Consider the following 23,754-nt stretch of genomic DNA (forward strand, 5'->3'; position numbering starts at 1 on the left):
TGCAGGAACAAACGGGATATCTGGGTAAAAAGAATTAACGCTTTGAGTACTGTGAACGCTTACGTGCCTTCTTAAGGCCGTACTTCTTACGTTCAATCACACGAGCATCGCGCTTGAGGAAGCCAGCCTTCTTTAGTGCTGGACGATTAGCCTCAGTGTCGATCTCGTTGAGTGAACGTGCAACACCAAGACGTAGTGCGCCAGCTTGACCTGAAACTCCACCACCGTTGATGCGAGCAAAAACATCGTAAAGACCCTCTGCACCTACTGTGCGAAATGGTTCTGAAACTAGTTGTTGGTGAACCTTATTTGGGAAATAACCATCGAGTGTCTTGCCGTTTACAACCCAGCGGCCTGTACCTGGAACTAGGCGAACGCGAGCAACTGCTTCCTTGCGGCGACCTGTGCCAGCACCTGGTGCTGTGATTGCCTTGCGGTTAGTTGCAGCAGCAGGAGTGGCTGAAGAGTAGGAAGTAAGTGTCTCTGTCTCGTCGATCTCGTTGAAAGTTGTATCTGACATGTTTATTTACTTATCCCTTACTTGGCTACTTGAGAAACTTGAGTGAATACATATGGAACTGGTGACTGTGCTGCATGTGGATGCTCTGGTCCGGCATAGACCTTGAGCTTTGATGCAACCTGTGCACCAAGACGGTTCTTTGGAAGCATTCCCTTGATCGCTTTTTCAACAGCGCGGGTTGGGTGCTTTTCAATCAGTTCACCGTAGACAGTTGAAGTTAAGCCGCCTGGGAAACCTGAGTGGTGGTGTGCAAACTTTGTCAGCGCCTTGTTGCCAGAGAGCGCGATCTTTTCGGCGTTGATGACGATAACGAAGTCGCCCATATCCATGTGCGGTGCAAATGTTGCTTTGTGCTTTCCGCGTAGAAGAACGGCTGCATGGGTTGCAAGACGACCGAGCACAACATCCTGTGCATCAATAACGTGCCACTTACGGTCGGCGTCGCCTGCCTTGGGGCTATATGTACGCATGCTTTATTACCTTCTTCTTTTCTTTATCTTGGGGACTACTTTCGGCACCTAATCTGGCGCAGGGGATGAACTTTACCTGCCCTGGAGTGCCAGGCCAAATCGGCCTTTGAGCGTGAAAAACGCTTTATCCACGCTTGGCGACAGTGATTTTAGCCCGCTCTAGCAGCTGATCATTACTCGGGTAATCAACTTGATACAGAGTCAGGCCGCGGGCTGGAAATACCAAGGAATCTGAGACTCGCTCCTTGTTGGCCAGTAATTGCGCAATCCAGGCAGGGCTTTGCCGCCCGTCAGCAACACAGACAACTGCGCCCACAAGATTGCGCACCATGGAGTAACAGAAGGCATCGGCAACAACATCGGCAACCAGCAAGCCCTCTGCACTACGGTGCCACTCATATTTTTCTAGAGTTCTGATAGTTGTTCCGCCTACCTTGAATTTACAGAATGCGGCAAAGTCGTGATGACCCAATAGCAGCGCACTAGCTTCATTCATGCGATCAGCATCGAGTGGGCGATACCACGATGCAACGTCGTGGCGAGAAAGAGGTGCGATGACATCGTTGTTATCGAGAATCTTGTAGCTGTAATACCTGCGCAAGGCAGAAAAACGGGCATGAAAGCCTTGGGGGGCATCGCTGACATTCATGATGCGCACATCTTCATCAAGAATTCTATTTAGTTTATAACGCAGATCTAGGTAGGTAAGTTCTCGGTCAAACATTGCATCAGGCACATCAACATGAATTACTTGCCCTGTTGCGTGGACTCCGGCATCGGTGCGCCCAGCAACAATTGAATCGATATTTGTCTGTGAGATTCGGGAAATGGCTTCTTCAATAAGCTCTTGCAGTGTTCGGTGTCCTGGTTGTGTTGCCCAGCCAAAGAAGTGGGTGCCATCGTAGGCAATATCGAGCCGTAAACGACGAAACCCACTCTCAGGAAAGAGAGTGGGCGCCGCCATGGTAAAGGTAAGTGTTTTTACTTATCTGTTACGAGTTCGATCACTGCCATAGGAGCGTTATCGCCCTTACGTGGACCAATCTTTGTAATGCGTGTGTATCCACCTTCGCGGTTAGCAAAAGTTGGAGCGATTACTGTGAAGAGTGTGTGAACAACGCTCTTGTTAGCAATACGCGCCATTACTTCACGGCGAGCAGAGAGGTCACCCTTCTTACCGAAGGTAATCAACTTTTCAGCTAGTGGACGAAGACGCTTCGCCTTTGCTTCTGTAGTTGTGATCTTTCCGTGCTCGAACAACTGCTCGGCAAGAGTACGAAGAATCAAGCGCTCATGTGATGGGCCTGAACCCAAACGTGGGCCTTTAGTTGGCTTTGGCATTGTTTTCTCCTTTATGCCTGATCTGCGTCAGCGAAGTCTTCATCTGACACGTTGTAGTTCTGGTGTTGGGAAGGATCAAATCCTGCTGGGCTGTCCTTAAGTGACATTCCCATTGATACAAGCTTTGCCTTGATCTCATCGATTGACTTTGATCCGAAGTTACGGATATCAAGTAGGTCAGCCTCTGAACGATTAACGAGTTCACCCACTGTGTGAATGCCTTCGCGCTTCAAGCAGTTATATGAACGTACTGTGAGATCGAGATCTTCGATAGGAAGAGCAAGGTCTGCAGCGAGGGCGGCATCCATAACAGATGGCCCCATCTCAATACCTTCTGCATCAAGATTAAGTTCGCGAGCAAGTCCGAAGAGCTCAACAAGTGTCTTTCCAGCAGATGCAACGGCATCGCGTGGCTTCATTGATGGCTTTGTCTCAACATCAACAACAAGACGATCGAAGTCTGTGCGCTGTTCAACGCGAGTTGCTTCAACCTTGTAGGTCACCTTAAGAACTGGCGAATAGATTGAGTCAACAGGAATGCGACCAATCTCTGCTCCAGCTTGCTTGTTTTGAACTGCAGTCACATATCCGCGACCGCGCTCAACTGTAAGTTCGATTTCAAGGTTTGCCTTGCCGTTTAGTGTTGCAATGTGAAGCTCAGGGTTGTGAACTTCTACTCCACTTGGAACAGCGATATCAGCACCTGTGACAGCGCCAGCACCTGACTTACGGATGTAAATCACTGAAGGCTCATCGTTATCACTTGAAAGAACAAGGTTCTTGATGTTCAAGACGATATCTGTGAGATCTTCCTTCACGCCTTCAAGAGTTGTGAACTCATGGAGAGCTCCAGCAACGCGAATGCTTGTTACTGCAGCACCTGGAATAGATGAAAGCAGGGTACGGCGCATTGAGTTGCCGAGTGTGTAGCCGAAACCTGGCTCAAGTGGTTCGATGATGAAACGTGAGCGGTTCTCGGAAATTACTTCTTCGCTAAGCGTTGGGCGTTGTGCAATTAGCACTTGTGCTCCTCTTTCTTCTCGTGGAAATCCTCTATTTGATTTCCTCTAGGGGGTTGAAAAATTACTTGCTGTAGAGCTCAACGATGAGCTGTTCTTGAACCTGGGTATCGATCACTGATCGAGCAGGTACACCGTGGATGATGATGCGCATCTGTGCTGCAACAACTTCCATCCACGCTGGAACAGACTTCTCACCGAACTCTGCGCTTGCGACGATAAATGGTGTGAGGTCGTGTGACTTTGAAAGAACATCAATGATGTCCATTGGAGATACACGATATGAAGGAATGTTTACCTTCTTACCATTGACAACGAAGTGACCGTGGCGAACCAACTGGCGCGCCATGTCACGAGACTTTGCAAATCCTGCGCGGAATACAACGTTATCGAGGCGAGTCTCAAGAAGAATAAGAAGGTTTTCACCAGTCTTACCTTGCTTGCGGTTCGCTTCTTCGTAGTAACCACGGAACTGCTTTTCGAGAACACCATAAATACGTGCGCACTTTTGCTTTTCGCGCATCTGCAATAGGTATTCAGATTCCTTTGAACGGCCGCGGCCGTGCTGTCCTGGTGGATAAGGACGAGATTCGATCGGACACTTTGGTCCATCGCACTTTGAGCCCTTAAGGAAGAGCTTTACTTTTTCGCGACGGCAACGCTTGCAGTCTGCTCCGGTATAACGAGCCATTTATTCTCTTCCTTCCTTAAACTCGACGTGGTTTCGGTGGGCGGCAGCCATTGTGTGGAGCTGGAGTTGTATCTGAGATAGCTCCAACTTCTAGGCCTGCTGCTTGCAATGAACGGATTGCAGTTTCGCGTCCGGAACCAGGTCCCTTTACGAAAACATCTACTTTCTTTAGGCCGTGCTCCTGTGCGCGACGAGCTGCTGCTTCTGCTGCAAGCTGTGCTGCGAATGGAGTCGACTTACGTGAGCCTTTGAAACCTACTTGGCCAGATGATGACCAAGAGATAACAGCCCCTGTTGGATCAGTGATTGAGATGATTGTGTTGTTGAAGGTTGACTTGATGAAAGCCTTACCTACTGCAACGTTCTTCTTCTCTTTCTTACGAAGCTTTACTTTGCCCTTTGCTGGGGCTGCTGTTTTTGCTTTAGGAGTGGCCATTACTTAGTCACCTTCTTCTTGCCGGCAATTGCCTTACGTGGACCCTTACGAGTACGAGCGTTTGTGTGAGTGCGCTGACCACGTACAGGAAGTCCCTTGCGGTGACGAATACCTTGGTAGCTTTGAATTTCAACTTTACGACGGATATCGCCAGCAACTTCGCGGCGAAGATCTCCTTCGATTTTGTAATTGGCTTCGATGTATTCACGAAGCTGAGCAAGTTCTGACTCTTGCAAATCTTTTACGCGAGTATCTGGTGAAATACCAGTTGCCGCGAGAGTTTCGTGGGAACGGGTAAGACCCATTCCGAAAATGTATGTGAGTGCAATCTCAACACGCTTTTCACGTGGAAGATCGACACCGACTAGACGTGCCATATGTTCAACCATTTCTATATCCGGAGGTCCTTCGCAATGCTCCTCGACATATTTATCGAGCCCTGGCCTACCGGTCCGGGGGTCTTAACTATTTCTAGTTAAGTCGCATCACGCGTACTTATCTTTGTCTCGGAGTTACCCTTGACGCTGCTTGTGACGAAGATTTTCGCAGATCACCATTACGCGACCCTTGCGACGAATGACTTTGCACTTGTCGCAAATCTTCTTCACGCTTGGATTAACCTTCACGTGTTTTCCTTTTGTTAGTGGGGGCGAAAGATTTACTTGTAACGGTAAATAATTCGACCCTTTGTAAGGTCATATGGACTAAGTTCTACAATCACACGATCTGCCGGCAAAATACGAATGTAGTTCTTTCGCATCTTTCCACTGATATGTGCCAAGACTTTATGTCCATTTGTAAGTTCAACACGGAACATCGCATTAGGTAACGCCTCAGCAACAGTGCCTTCGATTTCGATCGCACCATCTTTACTTGCCAAGGATCAATACCTTCTTCTCTTTTTTCATGTGAACGAACAGGGTCGAACCACGCTCAAAACCGGAAGGAATTGAATGTGGCGCGAAGGGTCATTCTATGGCAGAGCCCCTTATAAAGGGAAATCGCCCAAAAAGAGCGTATTGACCGCACCCAACACGCCGCCTAGGCGAGGAGTTCGGAGGTCTCTATGCCAAAGCGAGCAAGTTCGGACCTGCCACCATCGAGTGCGGTCAGCACAAAAGGCTTTCCATCAGGGCAGATGACATATGAGTTTTCGAAGTGGGCGCCACGAGATTGATCCGTTGAAACCACGGTCCATTTATCGCTCAAGACTTTGGTCTTGGGCGATCCCCGAGTAATCATCGGTTCGATGGCAAGTGCCATTCCAGGAATGATTTCTGGGCCATTTCCGCCCTTTCCAAAATTAAGGACATGTGGCTCTTGGTGCATCTCAGTGCCGATTCCATGGCCACCGTATTCTTGCAAGATTCCATACTCACCTTGCGAATCAATGTATTGCTCGATTGCGTGACCAATATCGGAAAGTCGAGCGCCGTTTTTGCCGGCTGCGATACCAACCCACATCGATTCTTCGCATGTATCCATCAATTTCTGATCAGCTGGATCAAGGTTTCCGATGCCGATAGAAAATGCGGCATCTCCATGCCAACCATCGATAATCGCTCCGCAATCAATAGAGACAATATCCCCGTCGTTAATCACGCGCGTACCAGGTATGCCGTGGACGATTTCATCGTTGATTGAGACGCAGATAGTTGCTGGAAAGCCGTGGTAGCCAAGGAAGTTTGAGGTGCCTCCCCCACGTTTGATATTTGCTGCCGCTATTGCGTCCAGGGCAGCTGTTGTCATGCCAGCTTTGATATTTTCCCGCAGAAGTTGCAATGTTTGACCGACCAAAAGACCGGCACGACGCATCACCTTGAGTTGCTCAAGGTCTTTGATTTGAATTGCCATAGTTATTTCTTAGCCGTGAACGCGACTTAACGCTGTAATCGCGCGCTCAGTTATATCTGCTACATCGCCATCGGCGCCAATAGTAATAAGCAAGCCTTCGTTGCGATAGAAAGAGATGATAGGCGCAGTCTGCTCTTCATAGACAGCAAGGCGCTTTGCAATCACTTCTTCTTTATCATCTTCGCGTTGGTAGAGCTCGCCACCACATGCCGCACACTTCTCAAGGTTGGCGGCAGCCGGTGCCCCACACTCTTTACAGGTGCGGCGTGAGGATAGGCGTTTGATAATGATTTCATTTTCAATCGCTAGTTCTAGGACAGCTTGAAGCGGTGCGCCCTTTTCAGTTAAGAAAGCACGCAAGACTTCAGCTTGCACGGTGTTACGTGGAAAGCCATCGAGTAGGAATCCGTTTGCAACATCGTCATGAGTAAGGCGATCTTTGACCATCTCATTAGTCACTGAATCAGGAACTAGTTGTCCGGAATCCATAAATCCTTTTGCCTTAAGACCGAGCGGTGTGCTGGCTTTGAGGTTTGCCCGGAAAATATCACCGGTGGAGATATGTGGAATTGAATAGTGCGCAGCCAGGAACTGAGCTTGAGTTCCTTTACCGGCACCTGGTGGACCTACCAGGACTAAACGCATTACTTCAAGAAACCTTCATATGAACGCTGCTGCAACTGGCTCTCGATCTGCTTTGCTGTATCTAGACCAACGCCAACCACAATCAGAATTGCAGTTCCACCGAATGGGAAGTTCTGGGTGGCACCGAAGAGAACGAGTGCGAAGACTGGAATGAGTGCAACAAGTGCCAGATAGAGCGCACCAGGGGCGGTAATACGAGAGAGAACATACTGAAGGTATTCAGTTGTTGGTCGTCCGGCACGGATTCCTGGAATAAATCCACCGTACTTCTTCATATTATCTGCAACCTCTTCTGGGTTAAATGTGATTGCAACGTAGAAGTAAGTGAAGAAAATAATGAGAGCTGCGTAGGTAACCATATAAATTGGGTGATCACCGGTCACTAAGTTACGTGAGATCCAGACTGCCCATCCTGCTTGGCTATTAGTGAAGTTCACAATCAGCGATGGAATATAGAGAAGTGATGATGCGAAGATAACCGGGATAACACCAGCCTGGTTTACCTTAATTGGAATATAGGTTGATGTTCCGCCATATGCCTGACGTCCCACCATGCGCTTGGCGTATTGCACCGGAATTCGACGCTGCGCCTGTTCAACGAATACAACAGCGGCAACTACGACGACTCCCACTGCGCAAACGAATAGGAATGCGAAGAGGCCCTTTTGAAGCTTGATTGACCAGAGCTGACCGGGGAAAGTTGATGCGATTGATGTGAAGATAAGAATGGACATTCCGTTACCAACACCGCGATCAGTGATGAGCTCACCGAGCCACATAATTACTGATGTTCCTGCTGTCATCACAACAATCATGGTCAAGATACGTTGCCATGAAGTGTCAGGAATGATGGGAACGTTACAACCGGAGATCAAGCGACCAGGTGTACGAGCAACCGCAACAAGACCTGTTGACTGCAAGATTGCTAGTCCGATGGTGAGGTAGCGGGTGTACTGAGTGAGCTTTGCAGTACCTGACTGTCCTTCCTTCTTCAGTGTTTCAAAGCGAGGAATAACAACGGTCAGCAACTGAATAATGATTGAGCTGGTGATGTAAGGCATGATGCCAAGTGCAAAGACAGAGAGCTGCAAGAGCGCTCCACCTGAGAAAAGATTGATAAGCCCGAATAGGCCGCCAGTCTGCGCTTGGGCAAGACATCCCTTTACCGCTGTGTATGAAACACCTGGTGTTGGAACGACGGAACCAAAGCGGAAGAGGGCCATGATTGAGAGAGTGAAGAAGATTTTCTTACGAAGTTCAGGCGTCTTAAATGCCATTCCAAATGCTGAAAGCATCAATCTTCTCCCTCTAGCTCAATAGCGTTTGTTTGTATTACAGAGTTGCTGTCGATCCACCAGCAGCTGAGATCTTCTCAATCGCTGATGCAGAAAATGCATGTGCCGTAATGGATACCTTGACTGCAATTTCGCCATTTCCAAGAACTTTTACAGGTAGTGAATCGCGAACTGCACCCTTTTCAATGAGATCTGCAACTGTTACAGCGCCACCCTTTGGAAAGAGTGCGTTGATTGTTGAGACATTCACTGCCTGGTACTCGATACGTGCCGGGTTCTTAAAGCCGCGAAGCTTTGGAAGACGCATGACGAGCGGAAGTTGACCACCTTCGAAACCAGGACGAACCGTGTTACGAGCATGTGTTCCCTTACCGCCACGACCAGCAGTCTTACCCTTTGATGCTTCTCCGCGACCCTTACGAGTCTTATCTTTCTTAGCACCTGGAGCTGGACGAAGGTGATGAAGTTTAAGTGTCATCTTTATTCGACCTCCTCTACCTTGATTAAGTGGCGAGCAGCTACTGCCATGCCACGAATTTCTGGACGATCTTCTTTGACGACAACGTCATTGATGCGCTTGAGTCCGAGTGAACGAACGGTGTTGCGAATCTCTGGCTTATTGCCGACTGTTGATTTGACCTGTGTAATCTTTAAACGTGGCATTAGACACCAACTGTCATCTGTGAGGCGCGAATAATTGCTGCAGGAGCAACATCTTCCAACGGACGACCGCGGCGTGCTGCAATTTGTGCAGGTGACTCAAGCATCTTCAGTGCTGCAACAGTGGCGTGAACCATGTTGATTGCATTTGAAGAACCGAGAGACTTTGTCAGTACATCGTGAACACCAGCGCACTCAAGTACGGCGCGAACAGGGCCTCCGGCGATTACTCCGGTACCTGGACTTGCTGGGCGAAGTAGAACTACACCCGCTGCTGTTTCACCCTGTACTGGGTGAGGAATTGTTCCTTGAACGCGTGGCACTACGAAGAATGACTTCTTAGCTTCTTCAACTGCCTTAGCGATAGCTTGTGGAACTTCCTTAGATTTTCCGTAGCCAACGCCAACGGTTCCGTTCTGATCTCCCACAACAACGAGTGCTGTGAATGAGAAGCGACGTCCGCCCTTTACAACCTTTGACACGCGGTTAATGAAAACCACGCGCTCGGTGTATGGAGACTTCTCCTTCTCGCGATCATCACGACGTTCGCGACGTTCGCCGCGACCCTTATTTGAAGGTGCGCCTGTTGTGGACGCTGCATCGTTAGTTGGATTAACAGCCATTAGAACTCCAATCCATTCTCTCGTGCAGAATCTGCAACTGCAGCAATACGACCGTGGTACTTATTACCTGCGCGGTCAAAGACAACTGTCGAAATTCCAGCCTTCTTAGCGCGTTCAGCAATGAGTGCTCCTACTTGCTTCGACTTATCTGTCTTATCGCCAGATGACTTGCGAAGTTCGAGCTCCATTGTTGATGCGTAAGCAATTGTCTTTGCTTGGGTGTCATCAATAACCTGTACGAAGAGGTGACGTGATGAACGTGAAACGACTAGGCGTGGACGTGATGGTGTGCCTGAAATCTTCTTACGAAGACGGAAAGCACGACGAGCACGCGCGTTTTGCGCTGAGCCCTTGCGGACCTTAACTCCGATTGCCATTACTTCTTACCTGCCTTTCCAGCCTTGCGACGAACTGCTTCGCCTTCAAGACGCAAGCCCTTACCCTTATATGGATCAGCCTTGCGAAGCTTTTTGATCTTCGCTGCTGTCTCTCCAACAAGCTGCTTATCAATTCCATTGATAATTAACTTAGTTGGTGATTCAACTTTGTAGGAGATTCCTTCTGGGGCTGGGAAAAGAATTGAGTGGCTGTAGCCGAGCTGGAATTCAAGATCCTTGCCCTTTTCAGCAACACGGTAACCAACACCAACGATGTTGATTGTGAGTGAGTAACCAGTTGTTACACCTTCGACCATATTCGCTACGAGTGAGCGAGATAGGCCGTGAAGTGAACGTGTTACACGCTCTTCATTTGGACGAGCAACGGTGATAACACCATCTGCTTGTGAAACTTGGATAGGTGCTGGAACTGCAATTGCGAGTGAACCCTTAGGTCCCTTTACTGCAACGCTCTGACCTGTGATTGAAACTTCTACACCGCTTGGAACGGTGATAGGCATACGACCAATACGTGACATGGGAGATTTACCATACGTAGGCGAGAACTTCTCCGCCTACACCCTTCTTATTGGCTTGCTTATCTGTAAGTAGTCCAGATGAAGTTGAAATAATTGCAACTCCAAGACCACCAAGAACTTTTGGAAGCGCAGTTGACTTTGCGTATACGCGAAGTCCTGGCTTGCTCACGCGGCGAAGACCAGCGATTGAACGTTCGCGGTTTGTGCCGAATTTAAGGTCAAGAGTGAGGTTTTTGCCTACTCCAGTTGCCATTGCTTCAACGCGGTATTCTGCAATGAAACCCTCTTGCTTGAGGATCTCTGCAATACGTACCTTGACCGATGATGACGGCATTGAAACCGTGTCATGGTAGGCAGAGTTCGCATTGCGCAGACGAGACAACATGTCTGCGATCGGATCTGTCATTGTCATACGTGGCCTGTGGCCTTTCTCGAATTAGTACCCAAGCGATCTGCTTGGACTTTTTTCGTTTGTACTATTACCAAGACGCCTTGGTGATACCTGGAAGCTCGCCGCGGTGCGCCATTTCACGGAAACAGACGCGACAAATTCCAAACTTTTGGTAGACAGCATGCGGACGGCCGCAACGCTGGCAACGTGTGTAACCGCGAACCTTGAACTTAGGCTTGCGAGCAGCTTTAACCTTGAGTGATGTTTTAGCCATTCTTATGCCTCCTTGAAAGGAAAGCCGAGCGCCTTAAGTAGTGCGCGACCTTCGTCATCGTTCTTAGCTGTTGTTACGACAGTGATATCCATACCGCGGGTGCGATCGATCTTGTCCTGTTCGATTTCTGGGAATACAACCTGCTCGGTGAGACCGAAGGTGTAATTGCCCTTTCCATCGAACTGCTTTGGAGAAAGACCACGGAAGTCGCGGATACGTGGAAGAGAGATTGAGAGAAGACGGTCTGCGAATTCCCACATGCGATCTCCACGAAGAGTGACGTGTGCACCAATTGGCATGTTCTCGCGAAGCTTGAACTGGGCAATTGATTTACGTGACTTAGTAACCTGTGGCTTTTGGCCAGTGATGATTGCTAGATCGCGGATTGCACCTTCGATGAGCTTGGCATCGCGCGCAGCTTCACCAACACCCATGTTGACGACAATCTTTGTCAGCGTAGGAATCTGCATTGGATTCTTATATCCAAATTCACCCTTAAGGGTTGCCTGGATTTCGCTCTTATAGCGAGCCTTGAGACGAACATCTGTAGCAGTGCTCATTAGATGTCCTTTCCTGTGCGACGTGAGATGCGAACATTTGTGCCTTCTTCATCGACTCGAACGCCAAGACGTGTTGCCTTGCCATCTCCATCTACGACCATGACATTTGAAATATGAATTGATGCTTCTTGTGTGATGATTCCGCCTACTTTGACGCCACGGTCAGAAGTTGATTCCTTGGTGTGACGCTGAATGCGATTAACGCCTTCAACAGTGACGCGGCTTCCATCTACATGAAGAACCTTGCCGGTTACGCCCTTGTTCTTGCCAGCGATAACCAAAACTTCGTCATTCTTCTTAATCTTCGCCATGGTTAGAGCACCTCCGGAGCGAGTGAAATGATCTTCATGAACTTCTTGTCGCGAAGTTCGCGAGCAACTGGTCCGAAGATACGAGTTCCGCGTGGTTCGCCATCCGCTTTCAGGATAACTGCAGCGTTCTCGTCAAACTTGATGTAAGAACCGTCTGGACGACGACGTTCTTTTACTGTGCGAACGATGACAGCCTTGACGACTTCACCCTTCTTTACCTGTCCACCAGGGATTGCATCCTTGACTGAACATACGATGATGTCTCCGATACCGGCGTAACGGCGCTTGGTTCCGCCGAGCACACGAATACAGAGAAGCTCTTTAGCTCCTGTGTTATCCGCGACGCGTAGGCGCGATTCTTGTTGAATCATTTATTCCACCCGTTCCCTTACTTAGCCTTCTCGATGATTTGAACTAAACGCCAGCGCTTTGAGGCTGATATTGGTCGTGTTTCCATGATCAATACGCGATCGCCTGTGCCTGCTGAGTTTGTCTCATCATGTGCTTTGAGCTTGTGTGTGCGGCTCATAACCTTTGAGTACATACCGTGTGCAACACGGTTTGATACTGCAACGGTGATGGTCTTATCCATCTTGTCTGAGACAACGATGCCTTCACGAGTCTTGCGGGATCCGCGATCTTCGGTTGGATTTGTAGCCATTACGCAGCGCCTCCAATTCCTAGTTCGCGTTCACGAATAATTGTGTAGATACGAGCAATCTCTTTACGAACTGCACCGAGACGACCATGTGATTCAAGCTGACCTGTTGCTGCTTGAAAGCGAAGGTTAAAGAGTTCTTCTTTACCTTCACGAAGCTTTGCAGTTAACTCATCAGCTGACAGTTGACGAAGTTCTTCAGTAGTAATCGCCATGGTTATGCCTCCTCACGCTTTACAACGCGGCACTTCATTGGGAGCTTGTGAATCGCAAGGCGCATAGCTTCATTAGCTACCGCCTCTGTTACGCCTGAAATTTCAAACATAACGCGACCTGGCTTCACGTTTGCGATCCACCATTCTGGAGAACCCTTACCGGAACCCATACGAGTTTCAGCAGGCTTCTTTGTGAGTGGGCGATCTGGATAAATATTGATCCAAACCTTTCCACCACGCTTGATATAACGAGTCATCGCGATACGCGCTGCCTCAATCTGACGGTTAGTGACATAAGCAGGAGCAAGTGCCTGGATACCGAAGTCTCCAAATGCAACCTGTGTTCCACCCTTTGATGCACCTGATCGTGATGGGTGGTGCTGCTTACGGTGCTTAACCTTGCGAGGAATTAACATTATTGCGCTCCTCCTTCTGAAGTCTCTGTTGCTGGAGCTGCAGGAGTTGAATCTGCAGTTGCAACGTGTGAAGTTGTTACTTCAGCGCGTGGGGCACGTGGTGTGCGTGGTCCGCGACGTTCTGGCTTTGGTGCGCGTGCTTCTGCAAGTGCCTTTTCAGCACGCTCTGCGCGTGAACCAATAACTTCACCCTTATAGATCCAGACCTTTACACCCAAGCGACCGAATGTTGTTGCAGCTTCGTAGAAGCCGTAATCAATATCAGCGCGAAGTGTGTGTAGTGGAACGCGACCTTCACGGTAGAACTCAGAACGTGACATTTCTGCACCACCGAGACGACCACCGCACTGAACACGAATGCCCTGAGCTCCTGCCTTCATCGCTGATTGCATTGACTTCTTCATTGCGCGACGGAAAGAAACACGTGCAGCAAGCTGCTCGGCAATTCCCTGTGCAACGAGTTGCGCATCAATTTCAGGGTTCTTTACTTCAAGAATATTGAGCTGAACTTGCTTACCGGTGAGCTTTTCAAGCTTTAGACGTAGAACGTCTGCCTCTTGTCCGCGACGACCGATAACAATTCCTGGGCGTGCAGTGTGAAGGTCGATACGTACACGATCACGTGTGCGCTCGATTTCGATACGTGAAACGCCTGCGCGCTCCATGCCCTTCTGCATAAGTCGGCGGATTTCGACGTCTTCTTTGACGTAATCCTTGTACAACTTATCTGCATACCAACGTGACTTAAATTCAGTTGTGATGCCGAGACGGAAGCCGTGTGGGTTTACTTTTTGACCCATTAGTTGGACGCTCCCTTCTCAGCTGGTGTTTGAGTTGCTAGTGGTGACTTATCAGAACGCTTTGGATTTCGTGTCTGCGCCTTGGTTGAAGTACGTGAAAGTGACTTTGAAGTCACCTTTGAATCGCTGACCGCAACCGAGATGTGGCTTGAGCGCTTCAAAATACGGAAACCGCGACCTTGTGCACGCGGGCGAAAACGCTTCATTGTGCGTCCCTCGTCAACGAGTGCTTCGACAACCCAGAGCTCTGAAGCGTCACGGATTGCTGGATTCTGCTGCTTAGCATTAGCAATTGCTGAGTTAAGAAGTGTGTAGACATCTGAACCAGCTGCTTGCGGAGCAAACTTAAGAACGTTAAGTGCTTCATCTGCACGCATTCCACGGACCAAGTCGACAACGCGACGAGCCTTCTGTGGTGTGTGGCGGATGTCGCGCAGTACTGCGCGAGCGATGAGTGCGTCTTGTGTATTAGGCACGAGTAGCTCTCCGATCATCTTTAACGTGTCCGCGGAATGTACGTGTTGGTGCGAACTCACCAAGCTTGTGACCGATCATTGCGTCGGTAATAAATACAGGGACATGCTTGCGGCCGTCGTGTACCGCAATGGTGTGTCCGATCATTGAAGGCGAGATCATCGAGCGTCGTGACCATGTCTTAATGACATTCTTTGTATTGGCTTCATTTTGGGCATCCACCTTTTTGGTGAGATGTCCATCAATGAATGGACCCTTCTTGAGACTACGTGGCATGAGGGCTCCTTAGCGCTTCTTGTTCGACTTACGACGACGGACGATCATTGAATCTGAAGCCTTCTTCTTGCGAGTACGTGCTTCAGGCTTACCCCAAGGTGAAACTGGGTGGCGACCACCAGAAGTTTTACCTTCACCACCACCGTGTGGGTGGTCAACTGGGTTCATAACAACACCACGAACAGATGGACGAACGCCTAACCAGCGCTTACGTCCAGCTTTTCCGTAGTTAATGTTTCCTTGTTCTGCGTTTCCAACTTCACCAACAGTTGCGCGGCAACGAACATCTACGTTACGGATTTCTCCAGATGGCATACGAAGTTGTGCAAATGCTCCTTCTTTTGCAACGAGTTGAACTGATGCGCCAGCTGAACGAGCAATCTTTGCTCCGCCACCTGGGCGAAGTTCAATTGCGTGAACAGTTGTTCCTACTGGGATGTTGCGAAGTGGCAAGTTGTTGCCAGGCTTGATATCGGCCTTAGGACCGTTCTCAACTGTTGCACCTTGCTCAAGCTTATTTGGAGCGATGATGTAACGCTTTTCTCCATCTGCGTAGTGAAGAAGTGCGATACGCGCTGTGCGGTTTGGATCGTATTCAATGTGTGCAACCTTTGCTGGTACACCATCTTTATCGTTACGTGTGAAATCGATAAGACGGTATGCACGCTTGTGACCGCCACCTTGGTGACGAACAGTGATGCGACCTTGATTATTACGACCACCCTTTGAGTGAATTGGGCGAACGAGTGACTTCTCAGGTGTTGAGCGAGTGATTTCTGCGAAATCTGGAACAGTTGCTCCACGCTGACCTGGGGTCGTTGGCTTTAGTTTGCGAAGTGCCATGAGGTTTCCTCTCTTTAAGGTCCTGTTTCAATTACGAAACAGGGCCTCCGAAGATGTCGATACGGTCGCCAGCGGCCACATGAACGATTGCTCGCTTTGTGTCTTTGCGCTTTCCATCACCAAAACGTGTGCGCTTATTCTTTCCCTGGCGGTTCATAGTGTTAACACTGACCACCTTCACACCAAATACCTTTTCAACAGCGATCTTGATCTCTGTCTTATTAGCATCTGTTGCAACAAGGAATGTGTACTTGTTTTCATCGAGCAACCCGTAGCTCTTTTCAGAGACAACTGGTGCTAGCAAAACTTCACGGTAATCCTTCATTATGCAGATACCTCACTTTCGCGTGCTACTGACTTCACAGATTTTCCTGAAGTCTTAGCTGAAGCCTTGAACTTGAGGAAGTCGTTGATCGCTGCTTCAGAGAAGACAACGTCATCGCTTTTCAAGATGTCATAAGCGTTGAGCTGATCTGGAACAAGAAGGTGTAGGTCATCAGCGTTACGAAGTGAACGCCATGCAGCGTCTTCCTTACGTGAGACAACAACCAAGAGGTTCTTGCGAGTTGAGAATTGACGCACTGCAGCAAGTGCTGCCTTCGTTGAAGGAGCAGCTGTTACTGAATCCAGCACGTGAATTCGCTCGTTACGCTGACGGTCAGAGAGAACACCGCGTAGTGCTGCTGCGATCATCTTCTTAGGTGTGCGTTGGAAATATGAACGTGGACGAACTGCGTGTGCAGCACCGCCACCACGCTGAAGCGGAGCACGAATCGAACCCTGACGAGCACGACCTGTTCCCTTCTGCTTGAAAGGCTTCTTACCTGAACCGGAAGTTTCTCCACGGTTCTTTGCCTTCTGGGTACCTTGACGAGCAGCTGCAAGTTGAGCTGTTACGACTTGGTGAATAAGAGGAATATTTGTCTGCGCATCAAAGATATCTGCTGGCAAATCAACTGAGCCAACTTTCTTACCTTCTGCGTTCTTTACTTCAACGGTAAGTGCCATGGTTACATCCCTGCCTTTACAGTCTCAACAAGTGCTTTTTTAGCAGCTGAACGGATAAAGACGAGACCACCATCGGTACCAGGAACAGAGCCCTTGATAAGAAGTAGGTTATTTTCTAGATCTACAGCTTGAACTGTGAGGTTCTGCGTTGTGACCTTCTCATTACCCATACGACCCATCATGCGCATTCCCTTGAAAACGCGACCTGGTGTTGAACATGCACCGATTGAACCTGGCATACGGTGCTTACGATCTACACCGTGAGATGAGCTAAGTCCACCGAAACCGTGGCGCTTCATAACACCAGCAGTTCCTTTACCAGTTGATGTTCCAGTTGCATCGACGATATCGCCAGCTGCAAATGTTGATGCGCCAATCTCTTGTCCCACTGTGTATTCAGCAGCTGAGAGTGTGCGGAGTTCGGCAACGGAGCGACGAGGAGTGACGCCTGCCTTTGCGTAATGTCCAGCAAGTGGCTTAGAAACTTTCTTTGGATCAATTGCGCCGTATCCAAGTTGAACAGCTGAATAGCCATCCTTCTCAGGTGTGCGAATCGATGTAACAACGCATGACTCAACTGAAACAACTGTCACAGGAATCATCTTGTTTTCTGCATCGAATACTTGGGTCATGCCAAGCTTCTTACCGAGAACGCCCTTGATGGACGAACCGTAAGACTGAGTTACAACTTCACGTGTCATTAGTTTTCGTCCTTTCCTTAGAGCTTAATCTCGATGTCGACGCCTGCTGGTAAGTCCAGACGCATCAATGAATCAACAGTCTTAGGTGTTGGGTCGATGATGTCGATGAGGCGCTTATGTGTGCGCATCTCGAAATGTTCGCGGCTGTCCTTGTACTTGTGAGGAGAGCGAATCACACAATAGGTGTTCTTCTCTGTTGGTAGCGGCACTGGACCCGCGACGGTTGCACCTGTGCGCTCGACTGTCTCAACGATTTTCTTCGCTGAAGAGTCAATCACCTCATGGTCATACGCCTTGAGTCGAATGCGGATCTTTTGTCCCGCCATGTCGTTCTCCTCTTTACTTTCGTTAGTTCAAACTTTTGTTGTCTTCGGTTGTGTTTGCGCCGGCGGTTTTTACGCCGCCGGCGGTTTCACAATTACTTCTTGATCTTTGTTACGCGACCTGCACCTACTGTGCGGCCACCTTCGCGGATTGCGAAGCGAAGACCATCTTCCATTGCGATTGGTTGGATGAGCGTTACCGCCATCTCAGTGTTATCGCCAGGCATAACCATTTCTGTGCCTTCTGGAAGTGTTACAACGCCAGTCACGTCAGTTGTACGGAAGTAGAACTGTGGACGGTAGTTGTTAAAGAATGGAGTGTGACGTCCGCCTTCATCCTTTGAAAGGATGTATGCAGATGCATCGAACTCTGTGTGTGGTGTGATTGAACCAGGCTTGCAGACAACCTGACCGCGCTCTACATCTTCACGCTTTGTTCCACGAAGAAGAAGTCCGACGTTCTCGCCAGCCTGTCCTTCATCGAGCAACTTACGGAACATTTCAACGCCTGTAACAGTTGTCTTCTGAGCTAGCTCACGAATACCAACGATTTCAACTTCTTCGTTAACCTTAACGATTCCGCGTTCGATACGACCTGTGATAACAGTTCCACGACCTGTGATTGTGAAAACGTCTTCAACTGGCATAAGGAATGGCTTATCGATTTCGCGCTCTGGCTGTGGGATAAATGCATCCACTGCATCCATGAGCTCGATGATCTTCTCAGCCCACTTTGCATCTCCTTCGAGAGCCTTAAGAGCTGAAATGCGAACGATTGGTGTGTCATCGCCTGGGAATTCGTACTTAGATAGAAGTTCGCGAACTTCCATTTCTACGAGTTCAAGAATTTCTTCGTCATCGACCATATCTGACTTGTTAAGAGCCACAACGATTGATGGAACGCCAACCTGACGAGCAAGGAGAACGTGCTCCTTAGTCTGTGGCATTGGTCCGTCTGTTGCTGCAACGACGAGGATTGCTCCGTCCATCTGCGCAGCACCAGTGATCATGTTCTTGATGTAGTCAGCGTGGCCTGGGCAGTCAACGTGTGCGTAGTGACGCTTCTCTGTCTGGTACTCGATGTGAGCGATAGAGATTGTGATACCGCGAAGACGCTCTTCTGGCGCCTTATCGATATCTGAGAACGCAGTAGCTGCGTTAAGAGTTGGGTACTTGTCATGCAAAACCTTAGAGATTGCTGCAGTAAGTGTTGTTTTACCGTGGTCAATATGGCCGATGGTTCCGATGTTAACGTGCGGCTTATTACGCTCGAACTTGGCTTTTGCCATTTTGGTTCCTCTTTCGTTTCCTAGTGCTTAGTTATTAGGGGTTGTGCTGTTCTTATTAGGGTTATTCGCCGCGAACTTTCGCAATGATTTCCTTTGCGACGTTTCCTGGAACTTCGGCATAACTGTCGAATTCCATGCTGTAGCTCGCGCGACCTTGTGTTCTGGAGCGGAGATCTCCGACATAACCGAACATCTCCGACAACGGAACTAGCGCCCTAACAACGCGGGCACCTGACCGCTCATCCATGGCCTGGATTTGGCCACGACGACTATTGAGATCGCCGATGACATCACCCATGAAGTCTTCAGGGGTAACAACTTCGACTTTCATCACTGGCTCGAGAATTGCAGGATCAGCAAGTTTTGCTGCTTCCTTAAATGCTGCGATACCAGCCACCTTGAATGCGAGCTCCGATGAGTCAACATCGTGATACGCGCCGTCAAGAAGAGTTACTCGTACATCTGTAAGTGGATATCCGGCAAGTGGTCCTGCTGTCATCGCTTCCTTACATCCGGCATCAACTGAAGGGATGTACTCGCGTGGAACGCGGCCTCCAGTGACCTTATTAACGAATTCATATCCGCCTTCAATCTGACCTGTTGGAAGTGGCTCGATAGCAATCTGAATCTTTGCAAACTGTCCAGAACCACCGGTCTGCTTCTTGTGTGTGTAGTCATGGCGTGCAACTGGCTTACGAAGTGTTTCGCGGTATGCAACTTGTGGCTTACCTACGTTTGCTTCAACCTTAAATTCACGACGCATACGATCGACCAAGATTTCAAGGTGAAGTTCACCCATACCAGCGATGATTGTCTGGCCGGTCTCTTCATCAGTATTAACGTGGAATGTTGGATCTTCTTCAGATAGACGCTGAATAGCAACGCCAAGTTTTTCTTGGTCACCCTTTGTCTTTGGCTCAATCGCAACAGAGATCACTGGTGCTGGGAAGTCCATTGATTCCAGGATTACCGGCTTTGCTGGATCACAGAGAGTTTCACCTGTTGTGGTGTCCTTAAGACCCATCACAGCAACAATCATTCCGGCGCCAACATTGTCACGCTCTTCACGCTTGTTGGCGTGCATCTGGTAAATCTTTCCGATGCGCTCTTTGCGGTTCTTTGTTGAGTTAAGGATTGTTGATCCTGTCTCAAGAACGCCTGAGTAAACACGGATAAAGGTAAGTTTTCCAAGGTGTGGATCTGTCATGATTTTAAAAGCTAGGGCTGAGAATGGTTCTTCATTCTTTGGCTGGCGCTTCATCTCAACTGTCACATCGTTCATATCTGTACCGACGATTGCATCGATATCAAGTGGTGATGGGAGGTAGCGATTTACAGCGTCAAGCATTGGCTGAACACCCTTGTTCTTAAATGCAGAACCGGTAAGAACTGGTGAAAGCTTGGCTGCGATTGTTGCGCGGCGGATGCCGGCGATGATTTCTTCTTCAGAAACTTCGATTCCTTCAAGGAACTTCTCCATGAGAACATCATCATTTTCAGCAAGAGTTTCGAGCATCTCTGCGCGAGCTTGCTTGCACTTATCGAGCATGTCAGCAGGAATTTCTTCGATTGCGTAATCTTCGCCCTTTTTAGTTTCTCCGCGCCATACGAGTGCCTTCATAGCAATGAGGTCAACGACACCAATGAAATCTGATTCGTTACCGATAGGAAGTTGAAGAACGAGGGCTACTGCATTTAGGCGATCCTTGATCATGCTTACACACTTATCAAATGAAGCACCTGTGCGGTCTAGCTTGTTGATGAAACAAATACGTGGAACTGAATAACGATCTGCCTGGCGCCATACTGTTTCAGATTGTGGTTCAACACCAGCAACGCCATCGAATACTGCAACTGCGCCATCTAGTACACGAAGTGAACGCTCTACCTCAACTGTGAAGTCAACGTGACCTGGTGTATCAATGATGTTAATCAGGTGGTCTTTCCACATACAGGTTGTTGCAGCAGAGGTGATAGTGATACCGCGCTCTTGTTCCTGCTCCATCCAGTCCATGGTTGCTGCACCTTCGTGCACTTCACCAATCTTGTAAGAAATACCTGTGTAGAAAAGGATGCGCTCAGTAGTAGTGGTTTTGCCCGCGTCGATGTGAGCCATGATTCCAATGTTGCGAACCGTAGCTAAATCGATCTTCTCTACTGTAGACGTTGACACGTATATTCCTCTTCTCGTCGGATTCTTTAAGTCTTAGATTCTTTAACTATTACCAGCGGTAGTGAGCAAACGCCTTGTTTGCTTCCGCCATTTTGTGGGTATCTTCGCGGCGCTTTACAGCTGCTCCAAGACCATTTGCGGCATCGATAAGTTCATTCTGAAGACGCTCTGACATTGACTTCTCGCGACGATCGCGTGAGTAGTCAACTAACCAGCGAAGTGCAAGAGTTGAAGAGCGTGAAGCCTTCACTTCAATTGGCACCTGGTAGGTAGCTCCACCAACGCGGCGTGAGCGAACTTCAACAGCAGGCTTGATGTTCTCAAGTGCGCGCTTCAGTGTGATCAGTGGATCAACTTCAGTCTTCTTGCGTGTGCCTTCTAGTGCATTGTAAACAATTGCTTCAGCTGTTGAGCGCTTGCCGTGAAGAAGTACACGGTTAATAAGTGCAGTTACAACTGGTGAGTTGTAAACAGGATCAGCAACTACAGGAGTCTTTACTACAGGACCTTTACGTGGCATTAGCTAGCCTTCTTCTCTCTCTTAGCACCGTAACGTGAACGAGATTGCTTACGGTTCTTAACACCTTGTGTATCTAGTGATCCACGAATAATTTTGTAACGAACACCAGGAAGATCTTTTACGCGGCCTCCGCGAACAAGAACAATGGAGTGCTCTTGTAGGTTGTGACCTTCACCTGGAATGTATGCAGTGATTTCCATTCCGCTAGTAAGACGAACACGTGCAACCTTACGAAGCGCAGAGTTAGGCTTCTTAGGTGTTGTTGTGTAAACACGTGTGCACACACCACGTCGCTGAGGGGAACCCTTAAGCGCAGGTGTTGATGTCTTCGTAGTCTTTTCTGCACGACCACGACGCACTAGCTGCTGAATTGTTGGCACTACTTTTCTCCATTTCGTTTACTGAACTTTTTAATTTCACGCTCATACTTCCGACCCACGCGGTCGGGTGTGTTGCACCCGATTCGCATTTCGCCCGATTAATTTCTTAACAGGAGGAAGCAACAAGCGCGCTAAAAAGCGCAGAGGAGAAAGGTATCGGCAGGGCGCATGAAAGGTCAAAACGGCCCTTTTACTCCGCAAGGTCCCAACACACCGCTATTTTCGAGGTTTTTGGGGCTCGGGCGTGTCGCCGATCGATGAGGGAGAGGGCCTTAAATGCCTACTTTTTTGAAGGCGAAGGCTTAGCCGTTGGAGTGGGCTTTGCCTTCGAGCTCGACTTTGGGCTTGGCGAAGGAGAAGCCTTGGCTTTTGAGCCCTTTTTGGCCGTTGGTGAAGGCGATGGCTTTGCTTTGGAGCCCTTTTTGGCAGTCGGTGAAGGTGATGGCTTGGCCTTTGGCGCAAGTTTCTCCGCTGTAGCTTCTGCCGCTGATAATTTCACACATTGCGGATCGAGTTTATTGGCCGGTTGTGAACAGTAATCTTTTGCAAACTCTACGCTTCTTGCAATCTCCTCTGCCTGCGCCTCAGCCTGTATGGCGGCATTTTCTGCTCGCGCTTTCTCTACTGCGGCATCGATACAGCTCTGCACATATCTATTTGTTGATCTCTTGCAATCATCTGGAGCGAGTAATGAATCGGCTGCTTTTGTGGCTGCCACATTCGCCAAATCTTTTGCTTCATTCTCCAGCCTTGCTTTCTCTACCGCCGCATCCATACAGCTCTGCACGTATCTATTTGTGGAACGACGACAATCATCTGGAGCTAGGACTGCATCTGCCGCTTGAGTTGCGGCCACATCTGTCGCATTTTTTGCTTCATTTTCTAATCTAGCTTTCTCTGTTGCGGCATCAATGCAGTTCTGCGCATATCTATTTGTTGATCTGCTGCAATCATCTGGAGCAAGTTGTGCATCTGCCGCCTCTGTCGCGGCTCTTTCAGCTGCAGCACGATTCGCGTTATCGATCGCAGCTTGCTCTGCAGCAGCTTGTCGTGCCGCCATTTCTGCGGCATAGGCAATCTGTCTAGCTTGCTCTTCAGCTAGGTTCTGAGCAGCGCACGCTTCAGTCACAGACTCTGGATAATCTCTACATCCCGCAGAAGCTGCTGTTGGATTGAGAAATTGAATTCCTAGAATTAACAGCAGTGAAGCACACACTACTGATATCAATTTTCTTGGATTCATGTCTTCTACTTTACTTTACGGATTGCAGTAAGTGAATATCTTCTCTCGATTGCTTTAAGGTGAAGATCCAGCGAGCAAAAGGACCACTTTTCAAGGTGATAATCACCCCTTCTCCCTTGCCCCTCATTGCCACAAAATCCTTGAATTTCAAGCCCCGCAGCGTGCCCAAGAGAACTACATAGGGAATAGCAGTGCCAGGAGCACGAACTCCGCGAAGAGTGGAAGAGCCCCAGAGCTGATCGATAAATTCGATTTTTTCTATGGCATCAATTGATGTGCGCGGATTTGAGTGCAGTGCACCCATTTTTTCCCAGAACGAAAGTTGAAGTACTAATTCATTACCTTCTCGAATCACTCTAGCCATAAATGAATGTTAGCGAGAAAGAGAAAGGGCCGCCGCAAATTATGCGACGGCCCTTTCTGGCTAAT

General features: G+C 48.8%; 39 protein-coding genes and 1 pseudogene. All 40 read right to left on the minus strand.

Translation table 11 applies throughout. The features are described 5' to 3' along the window. Positions 1-34: 34 nt before the first annotated feature. Positions 35-520, minus strand: a complete 486-nt coding sequence (gene rpsI / locus A1sIIB142_RS05155; RefSeq protein ID WP_095675196.1) for a 30S ribosomal protein S9 — start codon at positions 518-520, stop codon at positions 35-37. A gap of 17 nt (positions 521-537) precedes the next feature. Beyond that, complete coding sequence (gene rplM / locus A1sIIB142_RS05160) at positions 538-990, minus strand: 50S ribosomal protein L13 (RefSeq protein WP_095675197.1); 453 nt, start codon at positions 988-990, stop codon at positions 538-540. A gap of 124 nt (positions 991-1,114) precedes the next feature. Continuing rightward, positions 1,115-1,954 carry a tRNA pseudouridine(38-40) synthase TruA gene (truA, locus tag A1sIIB142_RS05165; protein WP_095693929.1) on the minus strand — a complete coding sequence of 280 codons (840 nt, stop codon included), beginning with the start codon at positions 1,952-1,954 and terminating at the stop codon, positions 1,115-1,117. A 23-nt stretch (positions 1,955-1,977) separates the two neighbouring features. After that, positions 1,978-2,331 (minus strand): annotated as a pseudogene (gene rplQ / locus A1sIIB142_RS05170) (50S ribosomal protein L17); the annotation flags it as partial. Between the two features lie 11 nt (positions 2,332-2,342). Continuing rightward, positions 2,343-3,353: a DNA-directed RNA polymerase subunit alpha gene (locus A1sIIB142_RS05175; protein ID WP_017955271.1), complete on the minus strand. Its 1,011-nt coding sequence runs from the start codon at positions 3,351-3,353 to the stop codon at positions 2,343-2,345. Positions 3,354-3,414: 61 nt separating this feature from the next. Continuing rightward, positions 3,415-4,041: a 30S ribosomal protein S4 gene (rpsD, locus tag A1sIIB142_RS05180; protein WP_095675201.1), complete on the minus strand. Its 627-nt coding sequence runs from the start codon at positions 4,039-4,041 to the stop codon at positions 3,415-3,417. 16 nt (positions 4,042-4,057) lie between these two features. Further along, a complete protein-coding gene (rpsK, locus tag A1sIIB142_RS05185; RefSeq protein ID WP_095675202.1) occupies positions 4,058-4,477 on the minus strand; it encodes a 30S ribosomal protein S11 in 420 nt (139 codons plus the stop codon). Further along, positions 4,477-4,854 carry a 30S ribosomal protein S13 gene (rpsM, locus tag A1sIIB142_RS05190; RefSeq protein ID WP_095675516.1) on the minus strand — a complete coding sequence of 126 codons (378 nt, stop codon included), beginning with the start codon at positions 4,852-4,854 and terminating at the stop codon, positions 4,477-4,479. The genes rpsK and rpsM overlap by 1 nt, the downstream gene beginning before the upstream one ends. A 135-nt stretch (positions 4,855-4,989) precedes the next feature. Next, a complete protein-coding gene (rpmJ, locus tag A1sIIB142_RS05195; protein WP_017955275.1) occupies positions 4,990-5,103 on the minus strand; it encodes a 50S ribosomal protein L36 in 114 nt (37 codons plus the stop codon). Positions 5,104-5,135: 32 nt separating this feature from the next. After that, positions 5,136-5,357, minus strand: a complete 222-nt coding sequence (gene infA / locus A1sIIB142_RS05200; RefSeq protein WP_017955276.1) for a translation initiation factor IF-1 — start codon at positions 5,355-5,357, stop codon at positions 5,136-5,138. A gap of 161 nt (positions 5,358-5,518) precedes the next feature. Further along, positions 5,519-6,331 (minus strand): type I methionyl aminopeptidase, encoded by an 813-nt coding sequence (map, locus tag A1sIIB142_RS05205; RefSeq protein WP_095675203.1) that lies wholly within the window; start codon positions 6,329-6,331, stop codon positions 5,519-5,521. Positions 6,332-6,340: 9 nt separating this feature from the next. After that, positions 6,341-6,976, minus strand: coding sequence for an adenylate kinase (locus A1sIIB142_RS05210; RefSeq protein ID WP_095693930.1), 636 nt, complete (start codon positions 6,974-6,976; stop codon positions 6,341-6,343). Continuing rightward, complete coding sequence (secY, locus tag A1sIIB142_RS05215) at positions 6,976-8,271, minus strand: preprotein translocase subunit SecY (RefSeq protein WP_095675205.1); 1,296 nt, start codon at positions 8,269-8,271, stop codon at positions 6,976-6,978. Before secY ends, A1sIIB142_RS05210 begins: the two co-directional genes overlap by 1 nt. A gap of 37 nt (positions 8,272-8,308) precedes the next feature. Further along, positions 8,309-8,749, minus strand: coding sequence for a 50S ribosomal protein L15 (rplO, locus tag A1sIIB142_RS05220; protein WP_095675206.1), 441 nt, complete (start codon positions 8,747-8,749; stop codon positions 8,309-8,311). A 2-nt stretch (positions 8,750-8,751) separates the two neighbouring features. Continuing rightward, positions 8,752-8,934 carry a 50S ribosomal protein L30 gene (rpmD, locus tag A1sIIB142_RS05225; protein WP_017955281.1) on the minus strand — a complete coding sequence of 61 codons (183 nt, stop codon included), beginning with the start codon at positions 8,932-8,934 and terminating at the stop codon, positions 8,752-8,754. After that, positions 8,934-9,554: a 30S ribosomal protein S5 gene (gene rpsE / locus A1sIIB142_RS05230; protein ID WP_095675207.1), complete on the minus strand. Its 621-nt coding sequence runs from the start codon at positions 9,552-9,554 to the stop codon at positions 8,934-8,936. Before rpsE ends, rpmD begins: the two co-directional genes overlap by 1 nt. Then, on the minus strand, positions 9,554-9,931 hold the full coding sequence (rplR, locus tag A1sIIB142_RS05235) for a 50S ribosomal protein L18 (RefSeq protein ID WP_095675208.1): 378 nt from the start codon (positions 9,929-9,931) through the stop codon (positions 9,554-9,556). Before rplR ends, rpsE begins: the two co-directional genes overlap by 1 nt. Next, positions 9,931-10,470, minus strand: coding sequence for a 50S ribosomal protein L6 (rplF, locus tag A1sIIB142_RS05240; RefSeq protein WP_095675209.1), 540 nt, complete (start codon positions 10,468-10,470; stop codon positions 9,931-9,933). The genes rplR and rplF overlap by 1 nt, the downstream gene beginning before the upstream one ends. 7 nt (positions 10,471-10,477) lie before the next feature. After that, positions 10,478-10,882, minus strand: a complete 405-nt coding sequence (gene rpsH, locus A1sIIB142_RS05245) for a 30S ribosomal protein S8 (RefSeq protein ID WP_095675210.1) — start codon at positions 10,880-10,882, stop codon at positions 10,478-10,480. 67 nt (positions 10,883-10,949) lie between these two features. Further along, a complete protein-coding gene (locus tag A1sIIB142_RS05250) occupies positions 10,950-11,135 on the minus strand; it encodes a type Z 30S ribosomal protein S14 (protein WP_018207218.1) in 186 nt (61 codons plus the stop codon). 2 nt (positions 11,136-11,137) lie between these two features. After that, entirely contained in the window at positions 11,138-11,695 is a 558-nt protein-coding gene (gene rplE / locus A1sIIB142_RS05255) for a 50S ribosomal protein L5 (RefSeq protein ID WP_095675211.1), read from the minus strand. Then, complete coding sequence (rplX, locus tag A1sIIB142_RS05260) at positions 11,695-12,006, minus strand: 50S ribosomal protein L24 (RefSeq protein WP_095675212.1); 312 nt, start codon at positions 12,004-12,006, stop codon at positions 11,695-11,697. The genes rplE and rplX overlap by 1 nt, the downstream gene beginning before the upstream one ends. Before the next feature lie 2 nt (positions 12,007-12,008). Further along, positions 12,009-12,377 (minus strand): 50S ribosomal protein L14, encoded by a 369-nt coding sequence (gene rplN, locus A1sIIB142_RS05265; RefSeq protein WP_095675213.1) that lies wholly within the window; start codon positions 12,375-12,377, stop codon positions 12,009-12,011. Positions 12,378-12,394: 17 nt separating this feature from the next. Further along, positions 12,395-12,667, minus strand: a complete 273-nt coding sequence (gene rpsQ / locus A1sIIB142_RS05270; RefSeq protein ID WP_095675214.1) for a 30S ribosomal protein S17 — start codon at positions 12,665-12,667, stop codon at positions 12,395-12,397. Further along, positions 12,667-12,879 (minus strand): 50S ribosomal protein L29, encoded by a 213-nt coding sequence (gene rpmC / locus A1sIIB142_RS05275; RefSeq protein WP_095675215.1) that lies wholly within the window; start codon positions 12,877-12,879, stop codon positions 12,667-12,669. Before rpmC ends, rpsQ begins: the two co-directional genes overlap by 1 nt. Before the next feature lie 2 nt (positions 12,880-12,881). Next, positions 12,882-13,295, minus strand: a complete 414-nt coding sequence (gene rplP, locus A1sIIB142_RS05280) for a 50S ribosomal protein L16 (protein WP_095693931.1) — start codon at positions 13,293-13,295, stop codon at positions 12,882-12,884. Continuing rightward, entirely contained in the window at positions 13,295-14,095 is an 801-nt protein-coding gene (rpsC, locus tag A1sIIB142_RS05285; RefSeq protein WP_095675217.1) for a 30S ribosomal protein S3, read from the minus strand. Before rpsC ends, rplP begins: the two co-directional genes overlap by 1 nt. Then, the gene (gene rplV / locus A1sIIB142_RS05290; RefSeq protein WP_095693932.1) at positions 14,095-14,571 is read right to left on the minus strand and encodes a 50S ribosomal protein L22; all 477 of its coding nucleotides are present in this window, start codon (positions 14,569-14,571) and stop codon (positions 14,095-14,097) included. The genes rpsC and rplV overlap by 1 nt, the downstream gene beginning before the upstream one ends. After that, positions 14,564-14,845, minus strand: a complete 282-nt coding sequence (gene rpsS, locus A1sIIB142_RS05295) for a 30S ribosomal protein S19 (protein ID WP_095675219.1) — start codon at positions 14,843-14,845, stop codon at positions 14,564-14,566. The genes rplV and rpsS overlap by 8 nt, the downstream gene beginning before the upstream one ends. A 9-nt stretch (positions 14,846-14,854) precedes the next feature. Beyond that, positions 14,855-15,688: a 50S ribosomal protein L2 gene (gene rplB, locus A1sIIB142_RS05300; protein ID WP_095693933.1), complete on the minus strand. Its 834-nt coding sequence runs from the start codon at positions 15,686-15,688 to the stop codon at positions 14,855-14,857. A 31-nt stretch (positions 15,689-15,719) separates the two neighbouring features. Then, entirely contained in the window at positions 15,720-16,013 is a 294-nt protein-coding gene (gene rplW, locus A1sIIB142_RS05305; protein ID WP_095675221.1) for a 50S ribosomal protein L23, read from the minus strand. After that, positions 16,013-16,696, minus strand: a complete 684-nt coding sequence (gene rplD, locus A1sIIB142_RS05310) for a 50S ribosomal protein L4 (protein WP_095675222.1) — start codon at positions 16,694-16,696, stop codon at positions 16,013-16,015. Before rplD ends, rplW begins: the two co-directional genes overlap by 1 nt. Before the next feature lie 2 nt (positions 16,697-16,698). Further along, positions 16,699-17,397 carry a 50S ribosomal protein L3 gene (gene rplC, locus A1sIIB142_RS05315; RefSeq protein ID WP_095675223.1) on the minus strand — a complete coding sequence of 233 codons (699 nt, stop codon included), beginning with the start codon at positions 17,395-17,397 and terminating at the stop codon, positions 16,699-16,701. A 17-nt stretch (positions 17,398-17,414) separates the two neighbouring features. Continuing rightward, positions 17,415-17,723, minus strand: coding sequence for a 30S ribosomal protein S10 (gene rpsJ, locus A1sIIB142_RS05320; RefSeq protein WP_017955300.1), 309 nt, complete (start codon positions 17,721-17,723; stop codon positions 17,415-17,417). Positions 17,724-17,815: 92 nt separating this feature from the next. After that, on the minus strand, positions 17,816-19,009 hold the full coding sequence (gene tuf / locus A1sIIB142_RS05325) for an elongation factor Tu (protein ID WP_095675224.1): 1,194 nt from the start codon (positions 19,007-19,009) through the stop codon (positions 17,816-17,818). 61 nt (positions 19,010-19,070) lie between these two features. After that, positions 19,071-21,182, minus strand: a complete 2,112-nt coding sequence (gene fusA / locus A1sIIB142_RS05330) for an elongation factor G (protein WP_095693934.1) — start codon at positions 21,180-21,182, stop codon at positions 19,071-19,073. 49 nt (positions 21,183-21,231) lie between these two features. Then, positions 21,232-21,702: a 30S ribosomal protein S7 gene (gene rpsG / locus A1sIIB142_RS05335; protein ID WP_095675226.1), complete on the minus strand. Its 471-nt coding sequence runs from the start codon at positions 21,700-21,702 to the stop codon at positions 21,232-21,234. Further along, entirely contained in the window at positions 21,702-22,082 is a 381-nt protein-coding gene (gene rpsL / locus A1sIIB142_RS05340; RefSeq protein ID WP_095675227.1) for a 30S ribosomal protein S12, read from the minus strand. Before rpsL ends, rpsG begins: the two co-directional genes overlap by 1 nt. Positions 22,083-22,362: 280 nt before the next feature. After that, positions 22,363-23,325, minus strand: coding sequence for a hypothetical protein (locus A1sIIB142_RS05345; protein ID WP_125898854.1), 963 nt, complete (start codon positions 23,323-23,325; stop codon positions 22,363-22,365). A 10-nt stretch (positions 23,326-23,335) separates the two neighbouring features. After that, positions 23,336-23,689, minus strand: a complete 354-nt coding sequence (locus A1sIIB142_RS05350; protein WP_095693936.1) for a hypothetical protein — start codon at positions 23,687-23,689, stop codon at positions 23,336-23,338. Positions 23,690-23,754: the final 65 nt, after the last annotated feature.

The organism is Candidatus Planktophila versatilis (assembly GCF_002288345.1).
GTDB classification, from domain to species: domain Bacteria; phylum Actinomycetota; class Actinomycetes; order Nanopelagicales; family Nanopelagicaceae; genus Planktophila; species Planktophila versatilis_A.

What these genes read in the sequence shown, in the direction of transcription:
- rpsM (WP_095675516.1), bottom strand. Translation starts at nt 4,854, where the DNA reads ATGGCACGTCTAGTCGGTGTCGATCTTCCACGTGAAAAGCGTGTTGAG.
- tuf (WP_095675224.1), bottom strand. Translation starts at nt 19,009, where the DNA reads ATGGCAAAAGCCAAGTTCGAGCGTAATAAGCCGCACGTTAACATCGGA.
- rplM (WP_095675197.1), bottom strand. Translation starts at nt 990, where the DNA reads ATGCGTACATATAGCCCCAAGGCAGGCGACGCCGACCGTAAGTGGCAC.
- A1sIIB142_RS05345 (WP_125898854.1), bottom strand. Translation starts at nt 23,325, where the DNA reads ATGAATCCAAGAAAATTGATATCAGTAGTGTGTGCTTCACTGCTGTTA.
- rpmC (WP_095675215.1), bottom strand. Translation starts at nt 12,879, where the DNA reads ATGGCGATTACTACTGAAGAACTTCGTCAACTGTCAGCTGATGAGTTA.
- A1sIIB142_RS05210 (WP_095693930.1), bottom strand. Translation starts at nt 6,976, where the DNA reads ATGCGTTTAGTCCTGGTAGGTCCACCAGGTGCCGGTAAAGGAACTCAA.
- A1sIIB142_RS05250 (WP_018207218.1), bottom strand. Translation starts at nt 11,135, where the DNA reads ATGGCTAAAACATCACTCAAGGTTAAAGCTGCTCGCAAGCCTAAGTTC.
- rplE (WP_095675211.1), bottom strand. Translation starts at nt 11,695, where the DNA reads ATGAGCACTGCTACAGATGTTCGTCTCAAGGCTCGCTATAAGAGCGAA.
- rplW (WP_095675221.1), bottom strand. Translation starts at nt 16,013, where the DNA reads ATGAAGGATTACCGTGAAGTTTTGCTAGCACCAGTTGTCTCTGAAAAG.
- rplO (WP_095675206.1), bottom strand. Translation starts at nt 8,749, where the DNA reads ATGACACTTAAACTTCATCACCTTCGTCCAGCTCCAGGTGCTAAGAAA.
- secY (WP_095675205.1), bottom strand. Translation starts at nt 8,271, where the DNA reads ATGCTTTCAGCATTTGGAATGGCATTTAAGACGCCTGAACTTCGTAAG.
- A1sIIB142_RS05350 (WP_095693936.1), bottom strand. Translation starts at nt 23,689, where the DNA reads ATGGCTAGAGTGATTCGAGAAGGTAATGAATTAGTACTTCAACTTTCG.
- rpsC (WP_095675217.1), bottom strand. Translation starts at nt 14,095, where the DNA reads ATGGGTCAAAAAGTAAACCCACACGGCTTCCGTCTCGGCATCACAACT.
- rpsH (WP_095675210.1), bottom strand. Translation starts at nt 10,882, where the DNA reads ATGACAATGACAGATCCGATCGCAGACATGTTGTCTCGTCTGCGCAAT.
- rpsD (WP_095675201.1), bottom strand. Translation starts at nt 4,041, where the DNA reads ATGGCTCGTTATACCGGAGCAGACTGCAAGCGTTGCCGTCGCGAAAAA.
- rpsE (WP_095675207.1), bottom strand. Translation starts at nt 9,554, where the DNA reads ATGGCTGTTAATCCAACTAACGATGCAGCGTCCACAACAGGCGCACCT.
- rplD (WP_095675222.1), bottom strand. Translation starts at nt 16,696, where the DNA reads ATGGCACTTACCGTTGAAGTAAAGAACGCAGAAGGTAAGAAAGTTGGC.
- map (WP_095675203.1), bottom strand. Translation starts at nt 6,331, where the DNA reads ATGGCAATTCAAATCAAAGACCTTGAGCAACTCAAGGTGATGCGTCGT.
- rplF (WP_095675209.1), bottom strand. Translation starts at nt 10,470, where the DNA reads ATGTCACGTATTGGTCGTATGCCTATCACCGTTCCAAGCGGTGTAGAA.
- rplC (WP_095675223.1), bottom strand. Translation starts at nt 17,397, where the DNA reads ATGACACGTGAAGTTGTAACTCAGTCTTACGGTTCGTCCATCAAGGGC.
- rpsK (WP_095675202.1), bottom strand. Translation starts at nt 4,477, where the DNA reads ATGGCCACTCCTAAAGCAAAAACAGCAGCCCCAGCAAAGGGCAAAGTA.
- rpmD (WP_017955281.1), bottom strand. Translation starts at nt 8,934, where the DNA reads ATGCCACGTTTAAAGATTACACAGGTCAAATCAACAGTCGGCAATAAG.
- rpsG (WP_095675226.1), bottom strand. Translation starts at nt 21,702, where the DNA reads ATGCCACGTAAAGGTCCTGTAGTAAAGACTCCTGTAGTTGCTGATCCT.
- rpsS (WP_095675219.1), bottom strand. Translation starts at nt 14,845, where the DNA reads ATGCCACGTAGTCTCAAGAAGGGTCCATTCATTGATGGACATCTCACC.
- rpsQ (WP_095675214.1), bottom strand. Translation starts at nt 12,667, where the DNA reads ATGGCTACAAATCCAACCGAAGATCGCGGATCCCGCAAGACTCGTGAA.
- rpsI (WP_095675196.1), bottom strand. Translation starts at nt 520, where the DNA reads ATGTCAGATACAACTTTCAACGAGATCGACGAGACAGAGACACTTACT.
- rplP (WP_095693931.1), bottom strand. Translation starts at nt 13,295, where the DNA reads ATGTTAATTCCTCGCAAGGTTAAGCACCGTAAGCAGCACCACCCATCA.
- rplX (WP_095675212.1), bottom strand. Translation starts at nt 12,006, where the DNA reads ATGGCGAAGATTAAGAAGAATGACGAAGTTTTGGTTATCGCTGGCAAG.
- rplB (WP_095693933.1), bottom strand. Translation starts at nt 15,688, where the DNA reads ATGGCACTTCGCAAACTAAAGCCAACGACCCCAGGTCAGCGTGGAGCA.
- truA (WP_095693929.1), bottom strand. Translation starts at nt 1,954, where the DNA reads ATGGCGGCGCCCACTCTCTTTCCTGAGAGTGGGTTTCGTCGTTTACGG.
- rplR (WP_095675208.1), bottom strand. Translation starts at nt 9,931, where the DNA reads ATGGCAATCGGAGTTAAGGTCCGCAAGGGCTCAGCGCAAAACGCGCGT.
- rpsJ (WP_017955300.1), bottom strand. Translation starts at nt 17,723, where the DNA reads ATGGCGGGACAAAAGATCCGCATTCGACTCAAGGCGTATGACCATGAG.
- rplN (WP_095675213.1), bottom strand. Translation starts at nt 12,377, where the DNA reads ATGATTCAACAAGAATCGCGCCTACGCGTCGCGGATAACACAGGAGCT.